Source organism: Vitreimonas sp., assembly GCF_036392335.1.
In the GTDB taxonomy this organism is placed as follows: domain Bacteria; phylum Pseudomonadota; class Alphaproteobacteria; order Caulobacterales; family Aquidulcibacteraceae; genus Vitreimonas.
The window spans coordinates 20012-41928 of record NZ_DASVYD010000038.1 but is presented as its reverse complement, the minus strand read 5'-3'; the positions used below and the strand labels follow the sequence as shown (position 1 = coordinate 41928).

At 62.9% G+C, this 21917-nt stretch carries 21 protein-coding genes and 1 tRNA gene; 20 read left to right on the top strand and 2 right to left on the bottom strand.

Translation table 11 applies throughout. From position 1 onward, the window contains the following. Positions 1 to 218: response regulator transcription factor (locus VF769_RS09225; RefSeq protein WP_331008104.1), on the top strand; the 218-nt coding region annotated here is incomplete at its 5' end. Here VF769_RS09225 and VF769_RS09220 read toward each other — a convergent pair. After that, the gene (locus VF769_RS09220) at positions 215 to 787 is read right to left on the bottom strand and encodes an NAD(P)H-dependent oxidoreductase (RefSeq protein ID WP_331008103.1); all 573 of its coding nucleotides are present in this window, start codon (positions 785 to 787) and stop codon (positions 215 to 217) included. The two genes, VF769_RS09225 and VF769_RS09220, sit on opposite strands and share 4 nt — an antisense overlap. A 96-nt stretch (positions 788 to 883) precedes the next feature. Here VF769_RS09220 and VF769_RS09215 point away from each other — a divergent pair, with 96 nt between their 5' ends. From VF769_RS09215 to VF769_RS09125, 19 genes are all read left to right on the top strand, one after another. Then, on the top strand, positions 884 to 1708 hold the full coding sequence (locus VF769_RS09215) for a universal stress protein (RefSeq protein WP_331008102.1): 825 nt from the start codon (positions 884 to 886) through the stop codon (positions 1706 to 1708). 9 nt (positions 1709 to 1717) lie between these two features. Next, positions 1718 to 2554, top strand: a complete 837-nt coding sequence (locus VF769_RS09210) for a universal stress protein (RefSeq protein WP_331008101.1) — start codon at positions 1718 to 1720, stop codon at positions 2552 to 2554. 10 nt (positions 2555 to 2564) lie between these two features. Further along, the gene (locus VF769_RS09205; RefSeq protein WP_331008100.1) at positions 2565 to 3332 is read left to right on the top strand and encodes a glucose 1-dehydrogenase; all 768 of its coding nucleotides are present in this window, start codon (positions 2565 to 2567) and stop codon (positions 3330 to 3332) included. Beyond that, positions 3329 to 3769 carry a hypothetical protein gene (locus tag VF769_RS09200; RefSeq protein ID WP_331008099.1) on the top strand — a complete coding sequence of 147 codons (441 nt, stop codon included), beginning with the start codon at positions 3329 to 3331 and terminating at the stop codon, positions 3767 to 3769. Before VF769_RS09205 ends, VF769_RS09200 begins: the two co-directional genes overlap by 4 nt. Continuing rightward, a complete protein-coding gene (locus tag VF769_RS09195) occupies positions 3766 to 4188 on the top strand; it encodes an META domain-containing protein (protein ID WP_331008098.1) in 423 nt (140 codons plus the stop codon). The genes VF769_RS09200 and VF769_RS09195 overlap by 4 nt, the downstream gene beginning before the upstream one ends. A gap of 566 nt (positions 4189 to 4754) precedes the next feature. Continuing rightward, the gene (ccoN, locus tag VF769_RS09190) at positions 4755 to 6233 is read left to right on the top strand and encodes a cytochrome-c oxidase, cbb3-type subunit I (protein ID WP_414731774.1); all 1479 of its coding nucleotides are present in this window, start codon (positions 4755 to 4757) and stop codon (positions 6231 to 6233) included. 12 nt (positions 6234 to 6245) lie between these two features. Further along, positions 6246 to 6980, top strand: a complete 735-nt coding sequence (gene ccoO / locus VF769_RS09185; RefSeq protein ID WP_331008096.1) for a cytochrome-c oxidase, cbb3-type subunit II — start codon at positions 6246 to 6248, stop codon at positions 6978 to 6980. A gap of 5 nt (positions 6981 to 6985) precedes the next feature. Then, positions 6986 to 7150: a cbb3-type cytochrome c oxidase subunit 3 gene (locus tag VF769_RS09180; RefSeq protein ID WP_331008095.1), complete on the top strand. Its 165-nt coding sequence runs from the start codon at positions 6986 to 6988 to the stop codon at positions 7148 to 7150. Continuing rightward, positions 7140 to 8108 (top strand): cytochrome-c oxidase, cbb3-type subunit III, encoded by a 969-nt coding sequence (gene ccoP / locus VF769_RS09175; protein WP_331008094.1) that lies wholly within the window; start codon positions 7140 to 7142, stop codon positions 8106 to 8108. Before VF769_RS09180 ends, ccoP begins: the two co-directional genes overlap by 11 nt. Positions 8109 to 8167: 59 nt before the next feature. Continuing rightward, positions 8168 to 9649, top strand: a complete 1482-nt coding sequence (gene ccoG / locus VF769_RS09170; protein ID WP_331008093.1) for a cytochrome c oxidase accessory protein CcoG — start codon at positions 8168 to 8170, stop codon at positions 9647 to 9649. Beyond that, positions 9646 to 10143 carry a FixH family protein gene (locus VF769_RS09165; RefSeq protein WP_331008092.1) on the top strand — a complete coding sequence of 166 codons (498 nt, stop codon included), beginning with the start codon at positions 9646 to 9648 and terminating at the stop codon, positions 10141 to 10143. The genes ccoG and VF769_RS09165 overlap by 4 nt, the downstream gene beginning before the upstream one ends. Continuing rightward, on the top strand, positions 10125 to 12395 hold the full coding sequence (locus VF769_RS09160; RefSeq protein WP_331008091.1) for a heavy metal translocating P-type ATPase: 2271 nt from the start codon (positions 10125 to 10127) through the stop codon (positions 12393 to 12395). The genes VF769_RS09165 and VF769_RS09160 overlap by 19 nt, the downstream gene beginning before the upstream one ends. Then, positions 12383 to 12523, top strand: a complete 141-nt coding sequence (ccoS, locus tag VF769_RS09155; RefSeq protein ID WP_331008090.1) for a cbb3-type cytochrome oxidase assembly protein CcoS — start codon at positions 12383 to 12385, stop codon at positions 12521 to 12523. Before VF769_RS09160 ends, ccoS begins: the two co-directional genes overlap by 13 nt. Positions 12524 to 12625: 102 nt before the next feature. Then, a complete protein-coding gene (locus VF769_RS09150) occupies positions 12626 to 13627 on the top strand; it encodes a cysteine synthase A (RefSeq protein ID WP_331008089.1) in 1002 nt (333 codons plus the stop codon). A gap of 3 nt (positions 13628 to 13630) precedes the next feature. Beyond that, positions 13631 to 13834 carry a hypothetical protein gene (locus VF769_RS09145; RefSeq protein WP_331008088.1) on the top strand — a complete coding sequence of 68 codons (204 nt, stop codon included), beginning with the start codon at positions 13631 to 13633 and terminating at the stop codon, positions 13832 to 13834. Positions 13835 to 13916: 82 nt separating this feature from the next. Further along, the gene (locus VF769_RS09140) at positions 13917 to 15602 is read left to right on the top strand and encodes a M28 family metallopeptidase (protein WP_331008087.1); all 1686 of its coding nucleotides are present in this window, start codon (positions 13917 to 13919) and stop codon (positions 15600 to 15602) included. Positions 15603 to 15746: 144 nt separating this feature from the next. After that, positions 15747 to 16349 carry a glutathione S-transferase family protein gene (locus VF769_RS09135; RefSeq protein ID WP_331008086.1) on the top strand — a complete coding sequence of 201 codons (603 nt, stop codon included), beginning with the start codon at positions 15747 to 15749 and terminating at the stop codon, positions 16347 to 16349. Between the two features lie 132 nt (positions 16350 to 16481). Further along, complete coding sequence (locus tag VF769_RS09130) at positions 16482 to 17297, top strand: sulfite exporter TauE/SafE family protein (RefSeq protein ID WP_414731773.1); 816 nt, start codon at positions 16482 to 16484, stop codon at positions 17295 to 17297. 63 nt (positions 17298 to 17360) lie between these two features. Continuing rightward, a complete protein-coding gene (locus VF769_RS09125) occupies positions 17361 to 21809 on the top strand; it encodes a hypothetical protein (RefSeq protein WP_331008084.1) in 4449 nt (1482 codons plus the stop codon). A 24-nt stretch (positions 21810 to 21833) separates the two neighbouring features. Here the strand turns inward: VF769_RS09125 and VF769_RS09120 are convergent. Further along, positions 21834 to 21908 (bottom strand) — tRNA-Thr (locus VF769_RS09120). Positions 21909 to 21917: the final 9 nt, after the last annotated feature.

Sequence of the window (21917 nt, the reverse complement as noted above, 5' to 3'; positions counted from 1 at the left end):
AAAGAGCCGAAATCGAGACACGTTTGGCGCAGCTCACGCCGCGCGAGCGCGATGTGTTTGAGGCCGTTGTCGCGGGCGATTCCAACAAGGCAGCCGCTATTCGCCTTGGCATCAGCCCGCGCACGGTGGAAATCTATCGCGCTAACGTCATGGACAAGATGCAAGCACGGACTCTGTCCGATCTCGTGCGCATGGCGTTGCTGCGGGGCGACTCTTAGGCGGCCGACACCCCGAGGTCCCGGACGCGCGCGATCCGCCGCTTCTGGGCTTCCTGCGGACCTTCGATCGCGCCGAACAAGGTTGAGCGAACAGGGTTGAGGCCCGCGAAGCCAAGCACGCTGCGGGCGATCGCACGCAGTCCGAATGCGCCATAGACGAGTCGATAGAACAACGAAGGCGCGCCCATGGTCACGATCATGCGGGCGGACTTGCCCTTAAGCCTGCCCCGCGGACCAGTAGGAGACATTTCCGCAAAGAACTGACCCCGAGCGCATTGTTCCAGAAATCCACGCAGGAGCGATGGGGCGCCGCCGAGCCAAAGCGGAAAAACGAAAACGACGTGCGACGCCCAAAGGATGTCGCTGCGCGCCTCTTGGATGGTTGGATCGTCGGGTGGCGTGGTGAAGTCCGCAGCGCGGCGCAGCAACGGGAAGTTCGCGTCGGCGAGACGAATAAGTCGAGTTTCGTGTCCAGCTTGGCGCGCGCCTTCCACATAGGCCTCCGCCAGGGCGTGACAGAGCGTCGGGCCTTTGTCAGGGTGGCCGTCGATGACGAGAACGTTGGTCATACTGGACGGCTAACCCAAGTCGTCGCTGCGCGAATTGATCGCACGCAACGCCCGGTCCGCGGTTCTCGCCATGGTGAACGCTGAAGGGAGCCTCCGATGCTCAAGTCGATCGTTGCCGTTGCTGCGGGCCTGCCAGAGGATGAGGAATTGCTGGGCGTGGCTTCAGCTCTGGCCGCGCGGAGTCAGGGGCGCGTGCGCGTGATCCCTGCATTCCCCGACCCCGCCGCTGATCTCATTTATTACGGCGCTACGCTGGGCACGAGCTTGCCTGAGGTTGCGGTGGAGCGGGTCACTGCCGCCGAGCGCGAGAAGCAGGACAAGATCGAGGCGCTCGCAAGGGCGGTCGCGTCCGCGCGGAAAGCCGACGTGAGCGTAGCGCGGCGTGACCTGCTGCCGGCGATTGCGGTCGCCAACGCGGCGGTGTTGGCCGACCTCACCGCCTTCCATGGCGCCGCGGCGCGCGGCGCGCTGAACGGCGTGTTCGCGGAGACGTTGATCGCGACGCGCGCGCCGTGCCTGGTGGTGAACGGGGCCGCGGAGGGATTCGCGACGGCGGCTATCGCTTGGGACGGCAGCGCGCAAGCTGGACGCGCGGTGCGCGCCGCCCTGCCTTTGTTGCGCTTGGCCTCCGGTGTCCTTGTGCTGCGCAACACCGAGGACGCGGGGCTTGATGAAGGTGGCGTGAGCTCGGAAACGCTCGCGGAATATCTCGGGCGCCATGGCGTAAAGGGCGTAATCGCGCGCGACATTCGCGGCGCGCGCGTCGCGCCGTCGTTGTTGGATGCGGCGCGCGCTGAAAAGTGCGATCTTCTAGTGTCCGGCGCTTATGGGCGACCGCGGCTTTATGAGATGGTGTTGGGCGGCACCACGCGTAGCCTGGTTCAAGCGGAACAGGCGCCGCATCTCCTGCTCGCCCATTAGGAGGCGCAGTTGGCTTACAAGGACATTCTGGCGCCGGTTATAACGCTTGAAGCGGATGAGAGCGCGCTCACAGCAGCCGCCGAGATTGCGCATGCGTTCGAGACGCGTGCGACGGCGCTGATCGTTGCAGTCCATGTCGCCTCCGCGTTTGCGGACCAAGAGCGGCCATTCTCGGAAGTGCTGGCTGACGTCGCGCGTGGGACCCGCAACGCCGCGGCGTTGGAGCGGACCAAGATCGTGGATTGGCTTGAGGCGGCGGTTCACAATTTCGAGGTGCGGGACCTGACCATCGAGGCGGCGGTCGACCAAAATGAAGTTCTAGCGCACGCGCGCGTGACGGATCTCGTGGTGATGGCCCGGGCGGAGACGCACGCGCATGCCAGACGCGCGTTGATCGAGCATGTGCTCTTCGAAGCCGGTCGGCCGCTTTTGCTTGTGCCGAGCGCGCCGAGAAAACCTAGGGCCTGGAAGCGCGCCTTGATTGGTTGGAACGCCAAGGCGCAATCCATGCGCGCCGTGAGCGCAGCGTTGCCTTTGCTGCAGCGCGCGGAAGCCGTCGCGGTGGCGACGGTTGATGCGCTGCCAAGCCGTTCTGGGCACGGCCAGGCGCCAGGGCGTGAGCTCGCCGCCTATCTGGCGCGACATGGCGTCCAAGTCGAGGTGCGCAACCTCGACAGCATGGGGCGCACGGAGGCGCGCGCCTTGCTCGACGAGGCGGAGGGATTTGGCGCCGAAGTGATGGTGATGGGCGCATACGGGCGTTCGCGCGCCAGTGAGTTCGTTTTCGGCGGCGTGACGCGTGAGTTGTTGCTCGGTTCGCCGTTGCCGGTGCTGATGGCGCATTAGGGAGGCCGACATGGGACGTGTTGCGGGAAAGATCGCCCTCGTAACCGGAGGCGGCTTGGGGCTTGGACGCGCGACAGCCCTGATGTTGGCGCGCGAAGGCGCTAAGGTCATCGTCACCGACATCAAGGACCGAGAAGGCGCCCAGGTGGCGGACGAGATCGTGGACGCCGGCGGCGAGGCTATGTTCTTGCATCATGATGTCGCCAAGGAGGCGGAGTGGGACCGCGTCGTGACCGCAACGGTCGAGCGCTTCGGCGGTCTGCAAATCTTGGTGAATAACGCAGGCGTGGCGTTGGGCGGCGATGTCGAGCACACGAGTCTAGAGGATTGGCGCTGGCTCATGTCGATCAATCTCGACGGCGTGTTCCTGGGTACGAAGCGCGCGATCGCGGCGATGAAGCCGACGGGTGGTTCGATCATCAACCTTTCGTCGATTGAGGGATTGATCGGCGACGCCAACCTAGCTGCTTACAATGCGAGCAAAGGCGGCGTACGAATCTTCACCAAGTCCGCCGCGCTGTATTGCGCCAAATCCGGTCTCAATATCCGGGTGAACTCGATCCATCCCGGCTACATTTGGACGCCCATGGTGGAGCAACATCTTGCAAAGGAGCCCGATCCAGCGGCTGCGAAGGCCTATGTGGCGAGCCTGCATCCGGTCAACCATCTGGGTGAGCCCAACGATATCGCTTATGGCGTGCTCTATCTCGCTTCGGATGAATCCAAGTTTGTGACGGGCGCTGAACTGGTGATCGACGGCGGTTATACGGCGCAATGAGTAACGCGCCGGTCTCTCCGGGCGGCTGGCGGCGCGTGCTGAGCGCGGCGGCGATTTATTTCCTGATCGTGTTCGCGGTTGGCTTCTTCTTGGGACCGATACGCGTGCTGTGGCTGGAGCCCTGGCTGGGGCGGACGCTGGCCGTATTGTGCGAAACGCCGTTCCTCATCGGCGCAATGTGGCTTGGCGCCCGGTGGGCGCCCGCATGGGTGAAGCTCGAGCATGGGTGGTGGCGGCGCTTGGTCATGGGCGTCGTGGCCTTAGCGCTGCAGCAGACCGCCGATCTGGCCGTCGGCTTTGGCCTACGTGGCATGACGTTGAGCGAACAAGTGGCGTATTTCACGACACCGCCCGGCCTCATCTATCTCGCCACCTTGATTGTTTTTACGACGATGCCGCTGATCGCGGCGCCGCGAGCACCGAGGAGGGAAACATGAAACGCTGGTTGATGGCGGCGGTTGTTGTCGCACTGGCTGCCTGCGCGCAGCCGCAGCAGACGAGTGAGTTGGGTGGACGCTGGGAGGTGCAGCAAGTGGCGGGCGCATCGCTCGGCGAAGGCATTTACCTCTGGCTGGAGATTGATCCGGCCACGAGTGCGGTGAGCGGGTTCACCGGTTGCAATGACTTTACCTCAACCATCACCGAGTTCGGCGCCACCTTGGCCTTCGGTCCGGTGACCGAGGAGGCTGGCGAATGCCCGAGCGACGCAGCAGCGACGGATGAGGCGCGGTTCTTGGGCGTACTGCCGTCTATCACGCGCTATGTGCGTAATGGCCGGTCGTTGGAATTGCTGCCGCGTGAGGAAGGTGCTGAGGCGTTGGTTAGATTGCGGCTTGCCGACGAGGCTGGCGGCTAGGCGCAAGCATCATTGCGGCGGCGATCAGGAACGCCGCCGCGCCCGCCCAGCAAGCTGGGCAATGGCCGAGGAATTCAACCGCGGGGTCGCCCGCGCCGCACCACGCGGCGCTAAGGGCGCGCTGGTAGGGTGTCAGCATGGCGTCCGTGACCGCACAAAAGGCCGTGGGCCAAAGCGCCCCGGCGCTAGCCAACATGGACGCTGCGCCAACCCGTTTCATGTCGAGACTCATCTACGATCTCCCGCGACATGTTGCCTTTAGCGTGCTGCAGCGCAGCGTCCGTTGAGCCAAATCAAGTTTGCCGCGCAGGGCCACTGCTACCGGCGTGCTGTGTAGGATAGCGCTGAAAAGCGATTCCTTTCTACGGCGCGCTCCGCGCCGACCTGGGGAGCGGCGAATGACAGCTGCAGTAGGCAAGCAGGAATGGCGGGTTGATACCGTCGCCATCCTGGCAATTGTTGTGTTGGGGGCGTTCTACGCCCTTTGGGGGGCGGCGCACGCGACAGACCGTGCGTTCGCTATTCAGATGTGGACGGCGCTGGGCGCCTTCGTCGCGGGCGGCGTCATGCTTGTCGGCGCGGTGAGCAATCCCAGCCAAGCCGACAGTACGTCGCGCTATGAGAATGGCGTGATCAAGGCGGGCGTGATCGCCTCCATGTTTTGGGGCATTGCGGGATTCCTGGTCGGCGTGATCATCGCCGCGCAGCTCGCGTTCCCAAACCTGCTCTATTTCGAAGATTTCGGCTGGCTGAACTTTGGCCGCCTGCGGCCGTTGCATACCAACGCGGTGATCTTCGCGTTTGGCGGTAACGTGCTGATTGCGACGTCCTTCTATGTCGTGCAACGCACCTGCCGCGCGCGCCTGGCCGGCGGCTTGTGGCCCTGGTTCGTGTTCTGGGGCTTTCAGCTCGTGATCCTGCTTGCGGGCACCGGTTATCTGCTCGGGATCACCCAAGGTCGCGAATATGCGGAGCTGCCTTGGTATACGGATATCTGGCTCACGATTGTGTGGGTTGCGTACCTGCTCGTATTCCTGGGCACGATCTGGAAGCGACAAGAGCAGCACATCTACGTCGCGAACTGGTTCTATCTGGCGTTCATCGTCACGATCGCGATGCTGCACATCGTCAACAATCTGGCGATCCCTGTGAGCTTGAGCGGCTGGTTCAGCTATTCGGCGTTCTCGGGCGTGCAGGATGCGCTGACGCAATGGTGGTACGGCCACAACGCGGTGGGCTTCTTCCTCACGGCCGGCTTCCTCGGCATCATGTATTACTTCATCCCAAAGCAGGCGGATCGTCCGGTCTATTCGTACCGGCTGTCGATCATCCACTTCTGGGCGCTGATCTTCCTCTATATCTGGGCGGGCCCGCACCATCTGCACTACACGGCGTTGCCGCAATGGGCGCAGACCTTGGGCATGACCTTTTCGCTCATGCTGTGGATGCCCAGTTGGGGCGGCATGATCAACGGCCTCATGACGCTCTCGGGCGCGTGGGACAAGCTGCGCACAGATCCGGTGCTGCGGATGCTTGTTGTGTCGGTCGCGTTCTACGGCATGTCGACGTTTGAAGGCCCGGTCATGTCGATCCGCGCCGTCAATTCGCTCTCGCACTATACGGACTGGACCATCGGTCACGTGCATTCGGGCGCGCTCGGTTGGGTCGGCTTCGTTAGCTTCGGCGCGCTCTATTGCCTGACGCCATGGCTTTGGAAGAAGCGTCAAGTCAGCCATGCGCTCGTCGAGTGGCATTTCTGGCTCTCGACCATCGGCATCGTGCTCTACATCACCTCGATGTGGGTTGCGGGCATCATGCAGGGCTTGATGTGGCGCGCGTATAACGAGTTCGGCTTCCTCGAATATTCGTTCGTCGAGAGCGTCGAAGCGATGCATCCATATTACATCATCCGTGCGCTCGGGGGGCTGCTGTTCCTCACTGGCGCGCTGATCATGGCCTACAATCTGTGGCGTACGGCGACGGGCAAAGAACCCGCGCACGAACGCGCCGCTGACGTCCCGGCGCAAGCCGTGGCGGCTGAATAAGGGGGCGCGCTTATGTGGAACTTTCACAAATGGTTTGAGCGCCACACGCTCATTCTGCTGGTCGGCATTCTCGTCGTCGTTTCGATAGGCGGCCTCGTGCAGATCACACCGCTCTTTTTCATCGAGAGCACGATCGAGCGCGTGCAGGGCGTCCGTCCCTACACGCCGCTCGAACTGGCGGGACGGCAAATCTACATCCGCGAGGGTTGCTACACCTGCCATTCGCAGATGGTGCGTCCGCTGCGCGATGAGGTGGAACGCTACGGGCATTATTCGCTCGCGGCGGAGAGCATGTACGACCACCCGTTCCAATGGGGCTCGAAACGCACGGGGCCAGACCTCGCTCGTGTTGGCGGTCGCTACTCGGATGAGTGGCACCGCGCCCACTTGGTCGATCCGCGCTCGGTCGTGCCGGAATCGGTGATGCCGCCTTACGCGTTCCTGGCGAATGCGGAGCTGAACGCATCGTTGATGACGGATCACGTCCGCACCAATCGGATGCTCAATGTGCCGTACACGGATGAGCAATTGGCGAACGCGGCGATTGATGCGCGCGCGCAAGCCGAGCCGATGGGCGAGCATGCGTTTGACTTCCAAGAGCGCTATCCGACGGCGGCCGTGCGCGATTTCGACGGCAATCCATCACAGGTGACTGAGATGGATGCGCTGATCGCTTACCTGCAGATGCTCGGCACGGGCGTGGATTTCAGCACCTATCAGGCCGAAGCGCCTGAGAATCAGAGGTGATCGCCATGACCTACGAGCAAGCCACGCATTTCGCGCAAACCTGGGGCCTTACGCTGCTCACGGTGTGCTTCGCCATCGCCGTCATCTACGCGCTCTGGCCCAGCAATCGCGAAAAATTCAACCGCGCAGCACATGCGCCGCTAAATGACGGGGACGACGATGGCCGATAAACGCGAACGCGACGAGGTCAGCGGCACCGAAACCACTGGCCACGAATGGGATGGCATCAAGGAGCTGGATACGCCGCTGCCACGGTGGTGGCTGTATATCTTCTACGCCACGATCGTTTTCTCTGTCGTGTATTGGGTGTTGATGCCCGCTTGGCCGCTGGTCAACAGCTATACCCGTGGGACGCTCGGGTTCTCGGATCGGGTGAATGTGGCGTCGGATGTGCAGAATTTGCGTTCGGCGCGTACGCCGATGTTCGAGCGCTTGGCGAATGCCAGCGTATCGGAGATCGCAGCCGATCCCGAACTGCAGGAATTCGCCCGCGCGGCTGGTGAATCGGTGTTCGGCGACTATTGCCGGACCTGTCACGGCGCCGGCGGCGCCGGCGCGCCGGGCTATCCGGTGTTGGCCGACGACGTCTGGATTTGGGGCGGCTCGATGGCTGAGATTGAGCACACGTTGCGGGTCGGCATTCGCGCGGAGCATCCGGAGACACGGGTGTCGCAGATGCCCGCCTACGGCCGTGACGGCTTGTTGACGCCGGCCCAGATCGGCGATGTCACGGAGCATGTGATCGCGATCTCGGCGGCGAATAGCCGACTTGAAGCGAGCGCAGCCGCGGCCGCGCGCGGCGCGGTGATCTTTCAAGAGCAATGCGCCGCCTGTCATGGCGCTTCGGGCGCGGGCGACCGTGCGTTCGGCGCGCCAAGTCTCAATGATGACGTGTGGCTCTATGGAGGCTCGCGCGAAGAGATCCGGCGTCAGATCGAGCTTGGCCGCGGCGGCGTGATGCCGTCGTGGGAAGCCCGGTTCGATCCGGGCACCATCCGTGCGCTGGCCTATTATGTTCATGAAATGGGTGGTGGTGAGCCGGATGCGCCGCCGCCGGCGCCTGCGACAACGGATGCAGCAGCGCCTGCGCCAACTCAAAACGCGCCGGCGAATACGCCGCTACGTTAAGAGTACGACCCAAAGCCCCCTCCTTCGGGAGGGGGCGGAGGTTGGGAGAGCCTCCGCCGATGACCAAAGTAACGCTGATCGACAAGCGCCAGAACGGCGAGCACGCCATTGACGCGCGTGCAGTCAACTCGAAAGAGGCGCGCGCTCTCTACAAAAAGCGCGAGCAGATCTATCCGAAGCTCGCGCACGGGTTCTTCCGGAACCTGAAATGGGCGGCGATGGTCGTCCTGCTGGCGATCTATTACATCACGCCGTGGCTCCGGTGGGATCGCGGCGTTGGCCGGCCCGACCAAGCCGTGTTGGTCGATTTCGAAGGGCGACGCTTCTATTTCTTCTTCATCGAACTCTGGCCGCAGGAGGTCTATTATATCACCGGCCTGCTGATCCTGGCCGCTTTCGGCATCTTCCTCTCTTCAGCTCTGTTTGGCCGTGTCTGGTGCGGCTATGCGTGCCCGCAAACAGTTTGGACCGACCTCTACATTTATGTGGAGCGCATGATCGAGGGCGACCGCAATGCGCGGATGCGGCTCGACAAGGCGCCTATGTCCGTGGAGAAGGCGGCCAAGAAGGTTTCCAAGCACGCCATTTGGCTGCTGATCGCGGCCGCGACGGGCGGGGCGTGGGTATTCTATTTCGCTGATGCGCCGACGTTGTTTTTCGACATCTTCGCGGGCCGTGCCGACGTCACCGCTTACATTTCGATCGGTCTGCTGACCTTCACTACGTATGCGCTTGCCGGGACGATGCGTGAGCAGGTCTGCACCTATATGTGCCCTTGGCCGCGAATCCAGGCGGCGATGATGGATAAGGACGCCCTCAGCGTCACTTATCGCGTCGATCGCGGCGAACCGCGTGGCCCGCACAAGAAGGGTGAAAGCTGGGAAGGCCGTGGGGATTGCATCGATTGTCGCCAATGCGTCGCAGTGTGTCCGCAAGGCATCGACATTCGCGATGGCGATCAATTGGAGTGCATCAATTGCGGGCTCTGTATCGACGCGTGTGACGACATTATGCGCAAGGTCGGGCGCCCCACAGGCCTGATCGCGTACGACAGCTACGCAAACGAGACCCGCCGCGCGCAGGGCAAGGAGGCGCGGATCAGACTGATACGGCCGCGCACCATGCTTTATGGCGCACTGTTCGCCTTGGTCGGCTTGCTCATGATCTATGGTCTTGCAACGCGCCAGACGCTTGATCTCAACGTCATCCGCGATCGCAGCCCGCCGTTTGTGCGTCTGGCGGACGGCTCGTTCCGTAATGACTACGCTTTGAAACTTATCAATATGACCAACGAGGAGCGCCGCTTGGTTATTGAGGTGAGCGGCCTAGAGGGCGCCCGTTTGCAGTCGTCGTCGTTACAAGACGGTGGACGGTTTGTGGCGACCGCGCACGCCGATAGCGTTACGAATGTTCGCATGCACGTCGTTGTGCCCAACACAGTTGGTGAAGGATCGCACGATCTCACCTTTACGATTCGCGATCTGGACAGCGGCGATGTCGCGACAAGCAAGTCGGCGTTTCTAGCGGGAGCCGCTCCATGAGCACGGTAACGACCTTCAGAGTGCGTGGTTGGCACGTCTTGCTGATGATGCTGGCCTTCTTCGGCGCGGTGATCGCCGTGAACGTCGTCTTCGCCGTAGTGGCTGTGCAGTCTTTCCCTGGCGAGGACGTACGGCGTTCGTATCTTCAAGGCATTCAATACAATAACACTCTGGAAGAGCGTCGGATGCAGGCCGCACTTGGCTGGCAGGCGACAGCGAGATTGGCGCCGAGTGCGGACGGGGCGTTGCTGGAGGTCACCCTGCGCGATCGCAACGGGGCGGCCATCGAGGGCGCCAGTGTGGCTGGAGAGCTTCAATGGCCGACGACGGATTCGTTTGATCGTACGGCGGCATTTGAGTCCGTGGGCGGTGGGCGCTACGTCGCTCCGCTCGCGGACTTGCATCCGGGCCGGTGGCGTCTGCGCGCGCGCGCCGAGCGCGACAGTGGGGCTCTTGATTTCGAAGCGGAGCTGACATGGGCGAACCAGCGTTAAGCCAAACCGGCTGCCCCTCTGGATTGGCGCCGCCCACGGAGGGCGAGAACCGCGCCGATCCGGCCGCGTTCGTGCGTACCGACAAGCAGGGACGTGAATCGCTTGAACTCATGGTGCAGGGCGCCAAGTGCGCTGGCTGCATCAAGAAGATCGAGGGTGGGCTGTTGGCGATGCCAGGCGTCGAGGACGCGCGCCTGAATCTTTCGACCGGACGGTTGAGCGTCGCCTGGGCGCCGGGCGTGCTGCGCGCTGGCGAGGTTACGGAAGCGCTGGCGAAACTAGGCTATGCCGCCGCCGCGTTTGATCCGGAGGCAGCCCGGCAACAGACCGATGAAGAGGGGCGCAAGCTGTTGCGTTATCTCGCCGTCGCGGGCTTTGCCGCCATGAACATCATGATGTTCTCGGTGCCCGTCTGGTCGGGCCATGGCGAAATGGGCGAAGGCACACGCACTTTGCTGCATTGGGTGTCCGCCATCATCGCCATTCCGGCCTCGCTGTATGCCGCCCAGCCCTTTTTCAAGTCCGCTTGGACCGCATTGCGCGCGCGCCGCGCCAATATGGATGTGCCGATCTCGCTCGCCGTATTTCTGACGATCGGGATTTCTGTTTCGGAGACCTTGCAGCAGGGTGAGCACGCCTATTTCGACGGCATCACAATGCTGCTGTTCTTCCTGTTGATCGGGCGCTATCTCGATCACAGATTGCGTGAGCGGGCGCGTACAGCCGCGCGAGATCTCCTGGCGCTGCAATCAGTCTCTGCGTCGCGTATCGACGCAAACGGGCACGTCTCGGCAATCGCCGCGCGCGAAATCAAGGTCGGCGATCGGTTACAATTGGCGGCGGGCGACCGCGCCCCGGTGGACGGTGTCATCGAAGAAGGCGTCTCTGAGCTGGATTGCTCGATGCTGACGGGCGAGACGCTGCCGCAGGCCGGGCGTCCGGGGAGCGCGATATATTCCGGTACGATCAACCTGACGCAACGGCTGGTGATGCGCGCCACAGCGCGTGTGCAGGACTCAACCGTGGCCGAACTGTCGCGGTTGATCGAAACCGGTGAGCAGAGCCGGGCAAAGTTCGTCCGTCTCGCGGATAAGGCGGCGCAGCTTTATGTGCCGGTTGTGCACTCGCTTGCGGCGCTGACCTTCCTCGGCTGGCTCTTCGGCCCCGCCCTGTTGCGGCTGTTCGGCGTCGAAGCAGCCGATGTCGGCCTTCGGATCGCATTGATGAATGCGGTGGCGGTGCTGATCATTACTTGCCCCTGCGCCCTGGGGCTGGCGGTGCCGGCCGTGCAGGTTGTGGCGACGGGGCGCCTGTTTAAGCGTGGCGTACTCGTAAAGTCGGGGGATGCGCTCGAGCGCTTGGCGCAAGTCGATGTGGTTGTGTTCGATAAGACGGGCACGCTCACATTGGGCAAGCCGCGCCTAACAAGCTTGGTGGACGTGCACACGCTACAGGCGGCCGCGGCGCTGGCGCGTACGTCACGGCATCCGCTCTCACGCGCATTGGTGGAAGCAGCTGGGCCTGGCGCCGCGGCGAAGGCGGTGCGCGAGATTCCCGGCGAAGGCATTGAAGCAGAGATGGACGGCGTGTTGGCCCGTTTGGGGCGACGCTCGTTCGCTGCGCCGCAGGCGCAGGACGTGGCCGACGGCAGCGCAGAATTGTGGTTTGCGCGCGGGGACGAAGCGCCGACCCGGTTCGCCTTTGTCGACGCGTTGCGCTCTGACGCAGCGGAGACAATCGCGGCGCTGAAGAAGCGTGGTATTGGGATTGAACTGATCTCGGGCGATCGGCCTCTCGCAGTGGAAAACGCGGCGCGCGCGGCAGGGATTGGCGCCTGGGCTGGCGGCGCCGCGCCGGGAGATAAGGTCGCGCGCCTCAACACGCTCCGCGCGCAAGGCAAAAGGCCGTTGATGGTCGGCGACGGTCTGAACGACGCCGCCGCGCTCGCGGCGGCGCATGCTTCGGCCTCGCCCGGCACGGCGCTGGAAGCGAGCCAAGCGGCGTCGGACATCGTGATTCAAGGCGCGGGGTTGCTCCCGCTGGTGGAGGCGATTGACGTAGCGAAGGCCGCGCGCAAGCGGGCGCTTGAGAACCTGCAATTTTCGGCGCTCTATAATCTCATCGCGGCGCCGATGGCGGCGGCGGGCTTGCTGACGCCGCTGATCGCGGCGCTGGCGATGTCGGGATCATCTCTAGTGGTGACGCTCAACGCGCTACGCCTGCAGATGGAGGGCCGATCATGGGCATCATGATTTTTCTGATTCCCGCGGCCGTGCTGATGGGCGCCATTGGGCTCGGCGCGTTCTTCTGGAGCCTGCGTTCGGGGCAATACGAGGATCTCGATGGGGCGGCGCATCGTATCCTGATCGACGACGAGTGATCGACGGGCGTGACACTTTAGTTTTGCTTAAGTGACAGAGGACTTGGAGGAACGCCGAAAACGCGCCACATGTTCGGCGCGCCCACGCGGCAGGAGCCCTCTATGACGATCCACGGTTCGGTTCTCGATGCGATTGGCAATACGCCGCTGATCAAGTTGAAGCGGGCTTCAGAGCAGACCGGGTGTACGATCTTAGGTAAAGCCGAGTTCCTAAATCCGGGACAATCCGTGAAGGATCGAGCTGCTCTAGCCATCGTGAAGGATGCGGAAGCGAAAGGCTTACTTAAGCCGGGCGGCGTGATCGTTGAAGGTACGGCAGGGAATACCGGAATCGGGTTGGCGCTCGTCGGCGGCGCGCGCGGCTATCGCACCATCGTGGTGATGCCGCGCACGCAGAGCCAAGAGAAGAAGGACGCTGTGCGCGCGCTGGGCGCCGAGCTTGTCGAAGTCGACGCGGTGCCGGCGGCCAACGAAAACCATTATCCGAAAGTTGCGCGCCGCATTGCCGAGGAAAAGGCGAAGAGCGAGCCGAACGGCGCGATCTGGGCCAATCAATTCGACAATATCGCCAATCGCCAGGGCCACATCGATACGACAGCGCCGGAGATCTGGAACGATACGCAGGGCAAAGTCGACGGCTTCATTTGCGCCGTCGGTTCTGGCGGCACGTTAGGCGGCGTCAGCATGGGGCTGAAGGCCAAAAACAAGGACGTGGTTATCGGTCTCGCCGACCCGGGCGGCGCTGCGCTCTATCATTACTACAAGCACGGAACGCTGAAGGCCGAAGGCACGTCGATCACCGAAGGCATTGGCCAAGGTCGCATCACGGCGAACCTCGAAGACGTCGTTGTGGATGAGGCGTTCCGTATCGAGGACAAGGATTGGCTGCCCGTATTGTATAGCCTCGTGCAGGATGAAGGTTTGAGCGTTGGCGGCTCGTCGGCGCTCAATGTGTTAGGCGCCATTGAGCTGGCCAAGAAGCTGGGGCCCGGGAAGACGATCGTCACCATCCTTTGCGACTATGGTAATCGCTACATGGGTAAGCTCTTCAATCCCGAATTCCTGCGCTCAAAGGATTTGCCGACGCCGCCCTGGCTGGGCTGAGGCATGATCATTCGCCGCGCCGTGTACGTCTTGGGCTTGGCAATTCTGCTGACCCTGATTGGCGCGCTTATGGTCGGGATGAACCAAGACGCGATAGTGTTCGGACAGGGCCGATTTCATTCCACGACCAGCAAGCTCGGCTTGCTGGTTTTTCTTTTGATTGTGGCGCCTTTCGCTCTCGCGGCTGTGTTCAAGAACTGGCGGTAGTCCAAGCGCTTCGTCACTTTTTGGCTTCCCTCGCGGGGTGTGCGGCCTAAATTGCCGCCCAATCCGAGTTGGGGGAATGCTTATGAAACTACGCCACGTCGCACTTGCGGCCGCGTTTGCGTTGGCCGCCTGCGCCAGCGCGAGCCAAACCACCGAGAACCTGCCGCCGCCGCCGAACGCCGCCGCGTTCGCAGCGCCGCCACTTTCGGCGGAGGCGCTTCTGGAGCACACACGCACGCTGGCGTCGGACGCGTTTGAGGGTCGAGCGCCCGGCACGAACGGGGAGCGCCTGACGGTGGACTACCTCTCTCGTGCATTCGCGGCGGCAGGGCTGCAGCCCGGCGTGACGTTGCCGGACGGCACACGGTCCTGGGTTCAGGAAACGCAATTGAGCGCCGCGACGCTGACCAATACGCCGACTCTGACTCTCAGCGGTCGCGATGGGGCTCGCGCCTACGCCTATGCGACACAATTCTCAGCGTGGACGCGTCGCGTCGAGCCCGTCGTCAACATCGAAAACGCCGAACTGGTCTTTGTCGGCTATGGCATCAATGCGCCTGAGCTCGGCTGGAACGATTACGAAGGAGTCGATGTCCGCGGCAAGATCGTTGTCATGCTGATCAATGATCCGGATTTTGAAACCGGCGACGATCGCGGCTTTGGCGGACGCGCCATGACCTATTATGGCCGTTGGACGTACAAATTCGAAGAAGCGGGTCGTCAAGGTGCGGCAGGCGCCATCATCATCCATGAGACCGCGCCGGCGTCGTATCCATGGGCGGTGATTCAAAGCTCAACCGGCAGCGCGCGCTGGGACATCGTGCGCGCCGACGGCGGGGCCAATCGTGCGGGCTTTGAAGGCTGGATCACGAATGACGTCGCGATGGAAACTTTCAGCCGCGCCCGGCTTGATTTCAATCAGCTTAAGGCTCGGGCGCAGACGCGGGGATTCCGCGCCGTGCCGATGAATTTGACGGGTTCACTGCGGCTCGAGACGCAGATTGAAACCCGGACGACCGCGAATGTCGTGGGCGTTCTGCCTGGGTCGCAGCGTCCGAACGAGACCATCCTCTATTCCGCGCATTGGGATCATTTGGGTCGCTGCCCGCCGATCAATGGCGACGATATCTGCAACGGTGCGCTCGACAACGCGACCGGCACGGCGGCGTTGATTGAATTGGCGCGGCGCTTCCATGCCGAAGGCGCGCCGGAGCGTTCGGTGGCGTTCATTGGATTGACCGCGGAGGAACAGGGTCTGTTGGGCGCGCTCTATTACATGCAGAACCCAATCTTTCCGGCGCGTGACACTGTGGCTGCGATCAATATGGACGGCATCAACAATGCCGGCCTGACGCACGACATCGAAGTGGTCGGCTTCGGCAAGAGCGAGATGGATGACCTTATCGTCGAGGCCGCTCGCGCTCAGGGCCGTCGCGTGGAGCCCGATTCAGCGCCGGAAGCGGGTTATTTCTATCGCTCGGATCACCTGCACTTTGCCCAATTGGGCATTCCAGTGCTCTACACGTCGAATGGCATCGACATGGTCGATGGCGGCGTCGCGCGGGGCCGTGCGGTCAACGAGGCATACACCGCCAACAATTATCATAAGCCGTCGGACGAAGTGACGGCGGATTGGGATATGAGCGGCGGCGCTCAGGATCTCGAATTGCTCTACGCGATTGGCCGTCGCCTCGCCGATGGCGAAGACTGGCCGCAATGGCGCGAGAACGCGGAATTCCGCGCCGCGCGTACGGCGTCTGGACGCTAGTCCGGGGCAAGAGTTGAGAAGGGCTGTGTGGGAAGAAACCCACACAGCCCTTTTTGTTTGCCGCATCCCGTCCGTGCGCTCGCGCAGGGCGGGATGCGGCCCTATGTGTGCGCGGTCAGGGCATCACAGGCGGAGGGAGTGCGCATGTCTGATGCATTTACGCTGTACGGCAGTTCATCGAGCGGCAATTCGCTGAAGCCGAAATGGGTGGCCGACAAGCTCAAGATTCCCTTTCGCTGGGTGGAGGTGAACACGTTCAATGGTGAAACGCGCACGCCTGAATTTCTGAAACTCAATCCCGCGGGCCAGGCTCCGGTTATCGTCTACGCGGATGGGCGCGTGCTCGCGCAGTCGAATGCGATCATGTTGCACTTGGCCGATGGGAGTCGCCTTGTGCCCGGCGACGCCTTCGCGCGCGCTAAGATGTTTGAGTGGATGTTCTGGGAGCAGTACAGCCACGAGCCAACCATTGCCGTGCGCATCGCCCGCAAACACTATCTCGGTATGAGCGATGCGGAGCTCGATCCGGCGTTGCTGACGAAGGGCCATGCGGCGTTGGCGCGGCTTGAGCTGCAACTGACGCAGACGAGCTATCTGGTCGGCCAGGATCTGACTCTGGCGGATGTGGCGCTGGTGGCCTACACCCGGGTGGCCCATCGCGGGGGCTTCGACATGAGCCAGTATCCGGCGGTCCGCGCCTGGGTCTCGCGCGTTGAGGCTGACCTCGGATTGAGTGCGGCGGATTGAACCTGACGTCCACGTCATCAGTCAACGGGAACCTCCCTGATCTGGCCGCATTAGGCTGCGAAGGGCTATGATCCAGCGCGAGCTGCTTGAGGGTGCTTTTTGGAAATTCCGTCCGAACTCTGGCCGGCGCTTCTGGCGACGTTTGGCCTCTTCCTGCTGGTCGGGTTTTTTGCCCAGCTGGTCGATGGGGCGGTGGGCATGGCGTATGGCGTGATCTCCTCCAGCGTGCTGCTGGCATTTGGCGTGCCGCCAGCACAGGTGTCCGCCACCATCCATGCCGCAGAGTGCTTCACGACGGGCGCTTCGGGCACGTCGCACTTGCTGCACCGGAATGTCGATTGGCGATTGCTTTTGCGGTTGGCGCCTGCCGGCATCGTCGGCGGCGTGATAGGCGCCTATTTGCTGACTGGTTTCGATCCCACGTTCATCAAGGCGTTTGTGGTCGCCTATCTCGGAATATTGGGGCTTTTCCTGCTGTTTCGCGCTGTGCGCGGGCCGCGAGAGGAGCCGCCGCATTTGAACCATGTGATTCCGCTTGGTGTGGTTGGCGGTTTTCTCGACGCTAGCGGCGGCGGCGGTTGGGGGCCAATCGTTACCACGACCTTGCTTGGGCGAGGACATGCGCCGCGCTACGCGATCGGTTCGGTCAACACGGCTGAGTTTTTCGTTACGGTTGCGATATCCGCGACTTTCGTTTGGGCGATGGTGACAGGACGAATGGTCATCGAGGGCGGAATTGGCCAGGCGCTGGCCGCGCTCGGGGGGTTGGTGCTGGGAGGCTTGGTGGCGGCCCCGCTGGCCGGATACGTGACGAAGATCGCGCCGGCGCGTCTGCTGCTCGGGGCGGCCGCGGTCTTGGTGATTGGCCTATCGATTTGGCAGGGCATCCAACTCTGGCCAAAGCTGCTGGACGAGCCAATGCTGTCCGGGTTTTTTAGCAGCCGTTAACCATCGGGTACGAACGCCCCGTTTACGACGCTCTGCGAAGCTAGAGGCTTCGCGGAGTCCGCCTTGGTCAATTCTGTCAGCTCCGGCATGGTCAGCGCCTTGTTTGGCGGCACGTCCTCGACGGGTACGTCGGGGGTGAGCGCTGATTTGCTCGCCGCTTGGGCGCAGGCCAAGGCTGGCATAGGCGTCAACACGCAGACCTCGACGCAGGATCCTGACGCGCCGTTGGCGCCGGTCTGGCAGCCCGGCATCTCGCCCAGCGCCGAAGTGTTGGTGCAGCGGGCGCTGACCAACAAGGCGTTCTTCGATACCAGCGCCAAGCTCTATAGCGATCTCGGCGCGACCGGCGATTACCAGAAACTGTTTGCGCTGTACTCAGGGCTGTCGACGCTCAATGCGCTTGCGACGCGTGCTGGCGATGAGGAGCTTTCGGCCGCTCAGATCAATCAGACGGTCGCCGCCTTTGGGCGCGGCATGACCGAGTTGGAAACCTTCTTCCGCCAGCAGCAATTCTCCGACATGCGCCTCGCGCAGGGTGATCGCGTGGATAGCGCGCAGACGACTTTGGCGCTGCCGATAAAATCAGAGGACTACACGACGGGGATCATCCATCGCGGTGGGCTTTACGAAAGGCTCTCTGGCCTGGACGCAAACGCAAAGTTCGAGATCGTTGCGACCTCCGCCGCCGGGACGGTGCGCAACGTCACGATTGATCTTTCGCAGATGGGATCGGTGACCCGCACGCTCGGCAACGTCGTGAGCTTCATCAATCAAAAGCTCTCCGCCGCAGGCGCTTCCTCGCGGATCGAAACCGTCGATCAGACGCCGAAGACGAGCACGATCATGCTCGGCGGCAAAGCGATCGAGAGCCGCTACACCGGCCCGAAACAATATGCGCTGAAGGTCGATGTGCGTGCGAGCGAGAAGGTCGAGTTCAAGCCCGTCGATGCTGACCCCTCTTTCTATGCGCTTGGAACGACCAGCAATGGTGCGCGGCTTATCAAGCTTGAGGATGTGGGCGGGGCCGCAGGTCAGCCGGTGTGGCTGATGCGTCCGAATGCGACTGACGATCCCATTGGCTCCTGGATTGCGACGGGTTGGTACGGCGTCAATGGACCTGCGCAAGCGGGCGCGGTCGAACAGCGCAGCAATGCGCTGGTGTCGGACGATGACGGCGTCACGACCTCCTACGAGGATCTGCTGAACAAGGCCGGCGAAGCGGTGCTGAAGCTCGATATGGGCGACGGGCGTGTGCTTTCGGTGAGCACCGCGTGGCGCACCGGCGACCAAGAGGCGTGGCGTACGTTGGCAGGCGAAGGCGCCAATGAGGCGATGCTCAATGATGTCGCCGAGCGGCTGACACAATTGCTGCACGAACAAGGCGTCGCCGCTGGCGTCGACGTATGGGAGGACAGCGGGCAATATGGCCTGTCTGTGTTCTCGGCGGACGGCGTGCGCGTTTCGGGCTTGAATATCGGCGGCAAAGCGGTCGTGTTCAACACGACGCCCAATCCGGGCGCGATCGGCGGCTTAAACGATGGCGTATTCGCGCGCCGTTATGGCGCCAATGGCGTCGCCGCGAGCACGGACTTATTCGTCGACAATCAGACATTCGTATTCACGACATCGACGACGACGCATTCGATCGTCATCGACGGCGGCGAAGACGGCATCACCGCCGAAGTGCTGATGCAGAGGCTAAACACGCAGCTGCAAGCCAAGGGCATCGCGGCGGCGGCCTATCTCGATGAGAATGGCGGCGCGTTCGATTTCCGCGTGGATGCGCTGCATGACGTGATTGGCGTCAGCGCGGTGCTGAACGGAGAGGATAACGACACGCTGCTCCGGGCGCCGGGCGCGTGGGCGAATGGCGGGTTGCCTGTCAGCGGGCCGGGGCAACTCTTCTCCACTTCGATACGCACCTACAATGCCGCGGCCTCTCCCCTGCAAACGCACGCAGGCGCGCTCGACATTCAGATCTTGGTCAGCACGCCGACAGGGCAGAAAACCGTCGCCGTATCGGTGAGCGCGCAGGAGCGCCTCGATAATCCGGATGTTGGGCCCGGCGAGTGGAACGCCGTGTTGCAAGATCGCCTAAACGCGGCGCTGAACGAGGCGGGCGTGTACATGGCCGCCCCCGGCGGCGATCTCAGCACATGGCAGATTGCGGAAGGCTCCGGGCAGCGGCTGCTTTCGGTGAGCGTAAACGGTGATGCGCTGGCGCTTGGAGCGCAGGCGCCGAGCCTGGGGCTGGGCGGCGCGTTCACAGCCGAGCGCAGCTTTACCTCTTCGCAGGCCGCGACCGGCGTGAGCGATGATGTGACGGCGTTGTTGAGTGATGACACGGTGTCGATCACGCTCAACACGATTTGGGGCCAGCGCACGATCAGCGCTACGCTTGAGCCCGGCGATCCGCGCACTTTGGAGAGCGCGGCGTTACGCTTGAACGAAGCGTTGGCGGCGCAAGGTTATGACGCCGGCGTGGCGGCGACAGCGCTGTCGGGCGGCGGCGCTGGATTGCGCGTCGTGACCGGCGCCTCGCACAGCGTACGCGGCGTAAGCGGCATCGGTCTTGGCGGCGATGTCCATACTGTGACGCTCGATCCCATCGATTCCGTTTCTTATGTGGACAATCCGGTGGGTGCGGCTCGCGTATTCGATCGCGCCTCGCGCGGCGCCACGGTCACGGAAACGGCGCCGGGGTCCTCCACGTTTACGGCGCCGACAGCCAATGCATCGGCGTGGTTTCCGGGACGGGCGTTCGACGTGAACGTCGGCGGCGTCGCGAAAGTGGCGACAGCGCGCGACGTCGAAGTCGGTCCCGACGGCGCTGTTTATGTGCTGGCCGACCTTAAGGAAGATTCCGCCAACGCGGCGGTGCGCGGCGCGCGCGATGTCGCCCTCATGAAATACGATTCCGCGGGCAAGCTGCTCTACACGCAAATGCTAGGCGCGGCGGATGAAGCAAACGGCTTTGCGTTGGCCGTTTCGGCGGATGGCAAAGTGGCGGTCGCGGGCTCGGTTGAGGGCGGGCTCTCAGGCGCCAGCGCCAAGGGCGGCGAGGATTCGTTCGTCACCGTGTTTGACGCGGGCGGCAAAGAACTATGGACGGCGCGTCGGGGCGCCGCGAGCGACGATCAGGTCAACGACATCGCGTTTGCCGAGGACGGCAGCGTCGTGGTCGTTGGGCAAACATCGTCGGCGCTCACGGGGGCGATCGCGCTGGGCGGCATGGACGCTTATGTACGCGGCTACACTGCAAATGGCGTCGAGACGTTCACGCGCCAATTCGGTAGCGGCGGCGCGGATGCGGCGACGGCGCTGCTCGTGCGCGACAATGGCGCGAGCGGGATCGAGATTTTCACCGGCGGCGTTGAAAACAATCGCGGCGTGGTGCGCAGCTTCACTTATTCGGCGAACGGTGGGCTGACGACGGGCGCCACACGCGACATCGGCTATTTCTTTGAGGGCGCGATCAATTCGCTCGCGGCGGATGGCGCCTCTCTCTATGTCGGCGGCCAAATTGGCGCGGACCGTTTGACTCTGGGCGCAACCGGGCGCGCGGCTGTGGCAGGCAAAGAAGGATTCGTCGCACGATTAGATAGCGATTTGGTGTCGACCGCGTTGGATCGCGCAAGCTATCTTGGATCTTCGCAAGACGACGCCGTGAAGAGCATCACGATTGTGAACGGCGATGTATACGCGGCGGGCTCCACGGGCGGGCTTATCGCGGGCCAAGGTTCTTCGAAGGGGGCGAGCAGCTTCATCTCGCGCTTGAGCGATAGTGGCGAAGTGTCCTGGATGCGCTCATTCGCGTCCGCTGGCGGGCAGCTGACGTTGACGGGTCTGGCCGTTGATACGAGCGGTGCGTCGGCGCTCGATGTGCTGGGATTGCCGAAAGGCGTGGTTGCGGCCAATGATTCCAGTCTGCTGGTAAACCGCAGCGGCCTGCGTGTCGGCGATGAGTTTCAGATCGGCGTCGATGGGCGCCGCCTCACCACGATCAAGGTCACCGACAAGGACACGCTCGCCTCGCTTGCGGCGTCCATCAATCGCGCCATCTCGGGCGCAGGCAAGGCGACTATCGTCAGGGACAAAGGCGTCGAGCGCATCGAGATTACGCCGAGCAGCAACAAAGCGGTGCGTATCGATGCGGGGCGCGATGATCGTAATGCGCTGCCGGCGCTGGGGTTGATCCAGGGCATTGTCGCGAACAACGAGGCGGCCGGCAGGGGCGCGCTGAAGACCTATGGTCTGGGTCTGATCGAGGCCGAACTCAAACTCGATACCAAGGAAAACATCGCCAAGACGAAGGCTGAGATTTCCGCGGCCATATCGATCGTGCGGCAAGCTTACGAGGCGCTGCTTAATCCGAACGCCAAAGCGCAGACGGAGGAAGAGAAAGCGCTCGAAGCACGCCGTCAGGCGGCGCTGGGTCAAGCGCCGCCCGCCTATCTGCAGACCCAACTGGCGAACTATCAGGCCGCGCTGTCGAAGCTGACGGGCGGCTAAGTTGCTCAATTTGCTTGGGTGGACTGGTGCCACGGGAGAGGATTGAACTCTCGACCTCACCCTTACCAAGGGTGCGCTCTACCACTGAGCTACCGCGGCGATTCCCAG

What these genes read in the sequence shown, in the direction of transcription:
- VF769_RS09150 (WP_331008089.1), top strand. Translation starts at nt 12,626, where the DNA reads ATGACGATCCACGGTTCGGTTCTCGATGCGATTGGCAATACGCCGCTG.
- ccoS (WP_331008090.1), top strand. Translation starts at nt 12,383, where the DNA reads ATGGGCATCATGATTTTTCTGATTCCCGCGGCCGTGCTGATGGGCGCC.
- VF769_RS09160 (WP_331008091.1), top strand. Translation starts at nt 10,125, where the DNA reads ATGGGCGAACCAGCGTTAAGCCAAACCGGCTGCCCCTCTGGATTGGCG.
- VF769_RS09200 (WP_331008099.1), top strand. Translation starts at nt 3,329, where the DNA reads ATGAGTAACGCGCCGGTCTCTCCGGGCGGCTGGCGGCGCGTGCTGAGC.
- ccoP (WP_331008094.1), top strand. Translation starts at nt 7,140, where the DNA reads ATGGCCGATAAACGCGAACGCGACGAGGTCAGCGGCACCGAAACCACT.
- ccoN (WP_414731774.1), top strand. Translation starts at nt 4,755, where the DNA reads ATGCTTGTCGGCGCGGTGAGCAATCCCAGCCAAGCCGACAGTACGTCG.
- VF769_RS09145 (WP_331008088.1), top strand. Translation starts at nt 13,631, where the DNA reads ATGATCATTCGCCGCGCCGTGTACGTCTTGGGCTTGGCAATTCTGCTG.
- VF769_RS09140 (WP_331008087.1), top strand. Translation starts at nt 13,917, where the DNA reads ATGAAACTACGCCACGTCGCACTTGCGGCCGCGTTTGCGTTGGCCGCC.
- VF769_RS09215 (WP_331008102.1), top strand. Translation starts at nt 884, where the DNA reads ATGCTCAAGTCGATCGTTGCCGTTGCTGCGGGCCTGCCAGAGGATGAG.
- VF769_RS09195 (WP_331008098.1), top strand. Translation starts at nt 3,766, where the DNA reads ATGAAACGCTGGTTGATGGCGGCGGTTGTTGTCGCACTGGCTGCCTGC.
- VF769_RS09165 (WP_331008092.1), top strand. Translation starts at nt 9,646, where the DNA reads ATGAGCACGGTAACGACCTTCAGAGTGCGTGGTTGGCACGTCTTGCTG.
- VF769_RS09180 (WP_331008095.1), top strand. Translation starts at nt 6,986, where the DNA reads ATGACCTACGAGCAAGCCACGCATTTCGCGCAAACCTGGGGCCTTACG.
- VF769_RS09135 (WP_331008086.1), top strand. Translation starts at nt 15,747, where the DNA reads ATGTCTGATGCATTTACGCTGTACGGCAGTTCATCGAGCGGCAATTCG.
- VF769_RS09220 (WP_331008103.1), bottom strand. Translation starts at nt 787, where the DNA reads ATGACCAACGTTCTCGTCATCGACGGCCACCCTGACAAAGGCCCGACG.
- ccoO (WP_331008096.1), top strand. Translation starts at nt 6,246, where the DNA reads ATGTGGAACTTTCACAAATGGTTTGAGCGCCACACGCTCATTCTGCTG.
- ccoG (WP_331008093.1), top strand. Translation starts at nt 8,168, where the DNA reads ATGACCAAAGTAACGCTGATCGACAAGCGCCAGAACGGCGAGCACGCC.
- VF769_RS09205 (WP_331008100.1), top strand. Translation starts at nt 2,565, where the DNA reads ATGGGACGTGTTGCGGGAAAGATCGCCCTCGTAACCGGAGGCGGCTTG.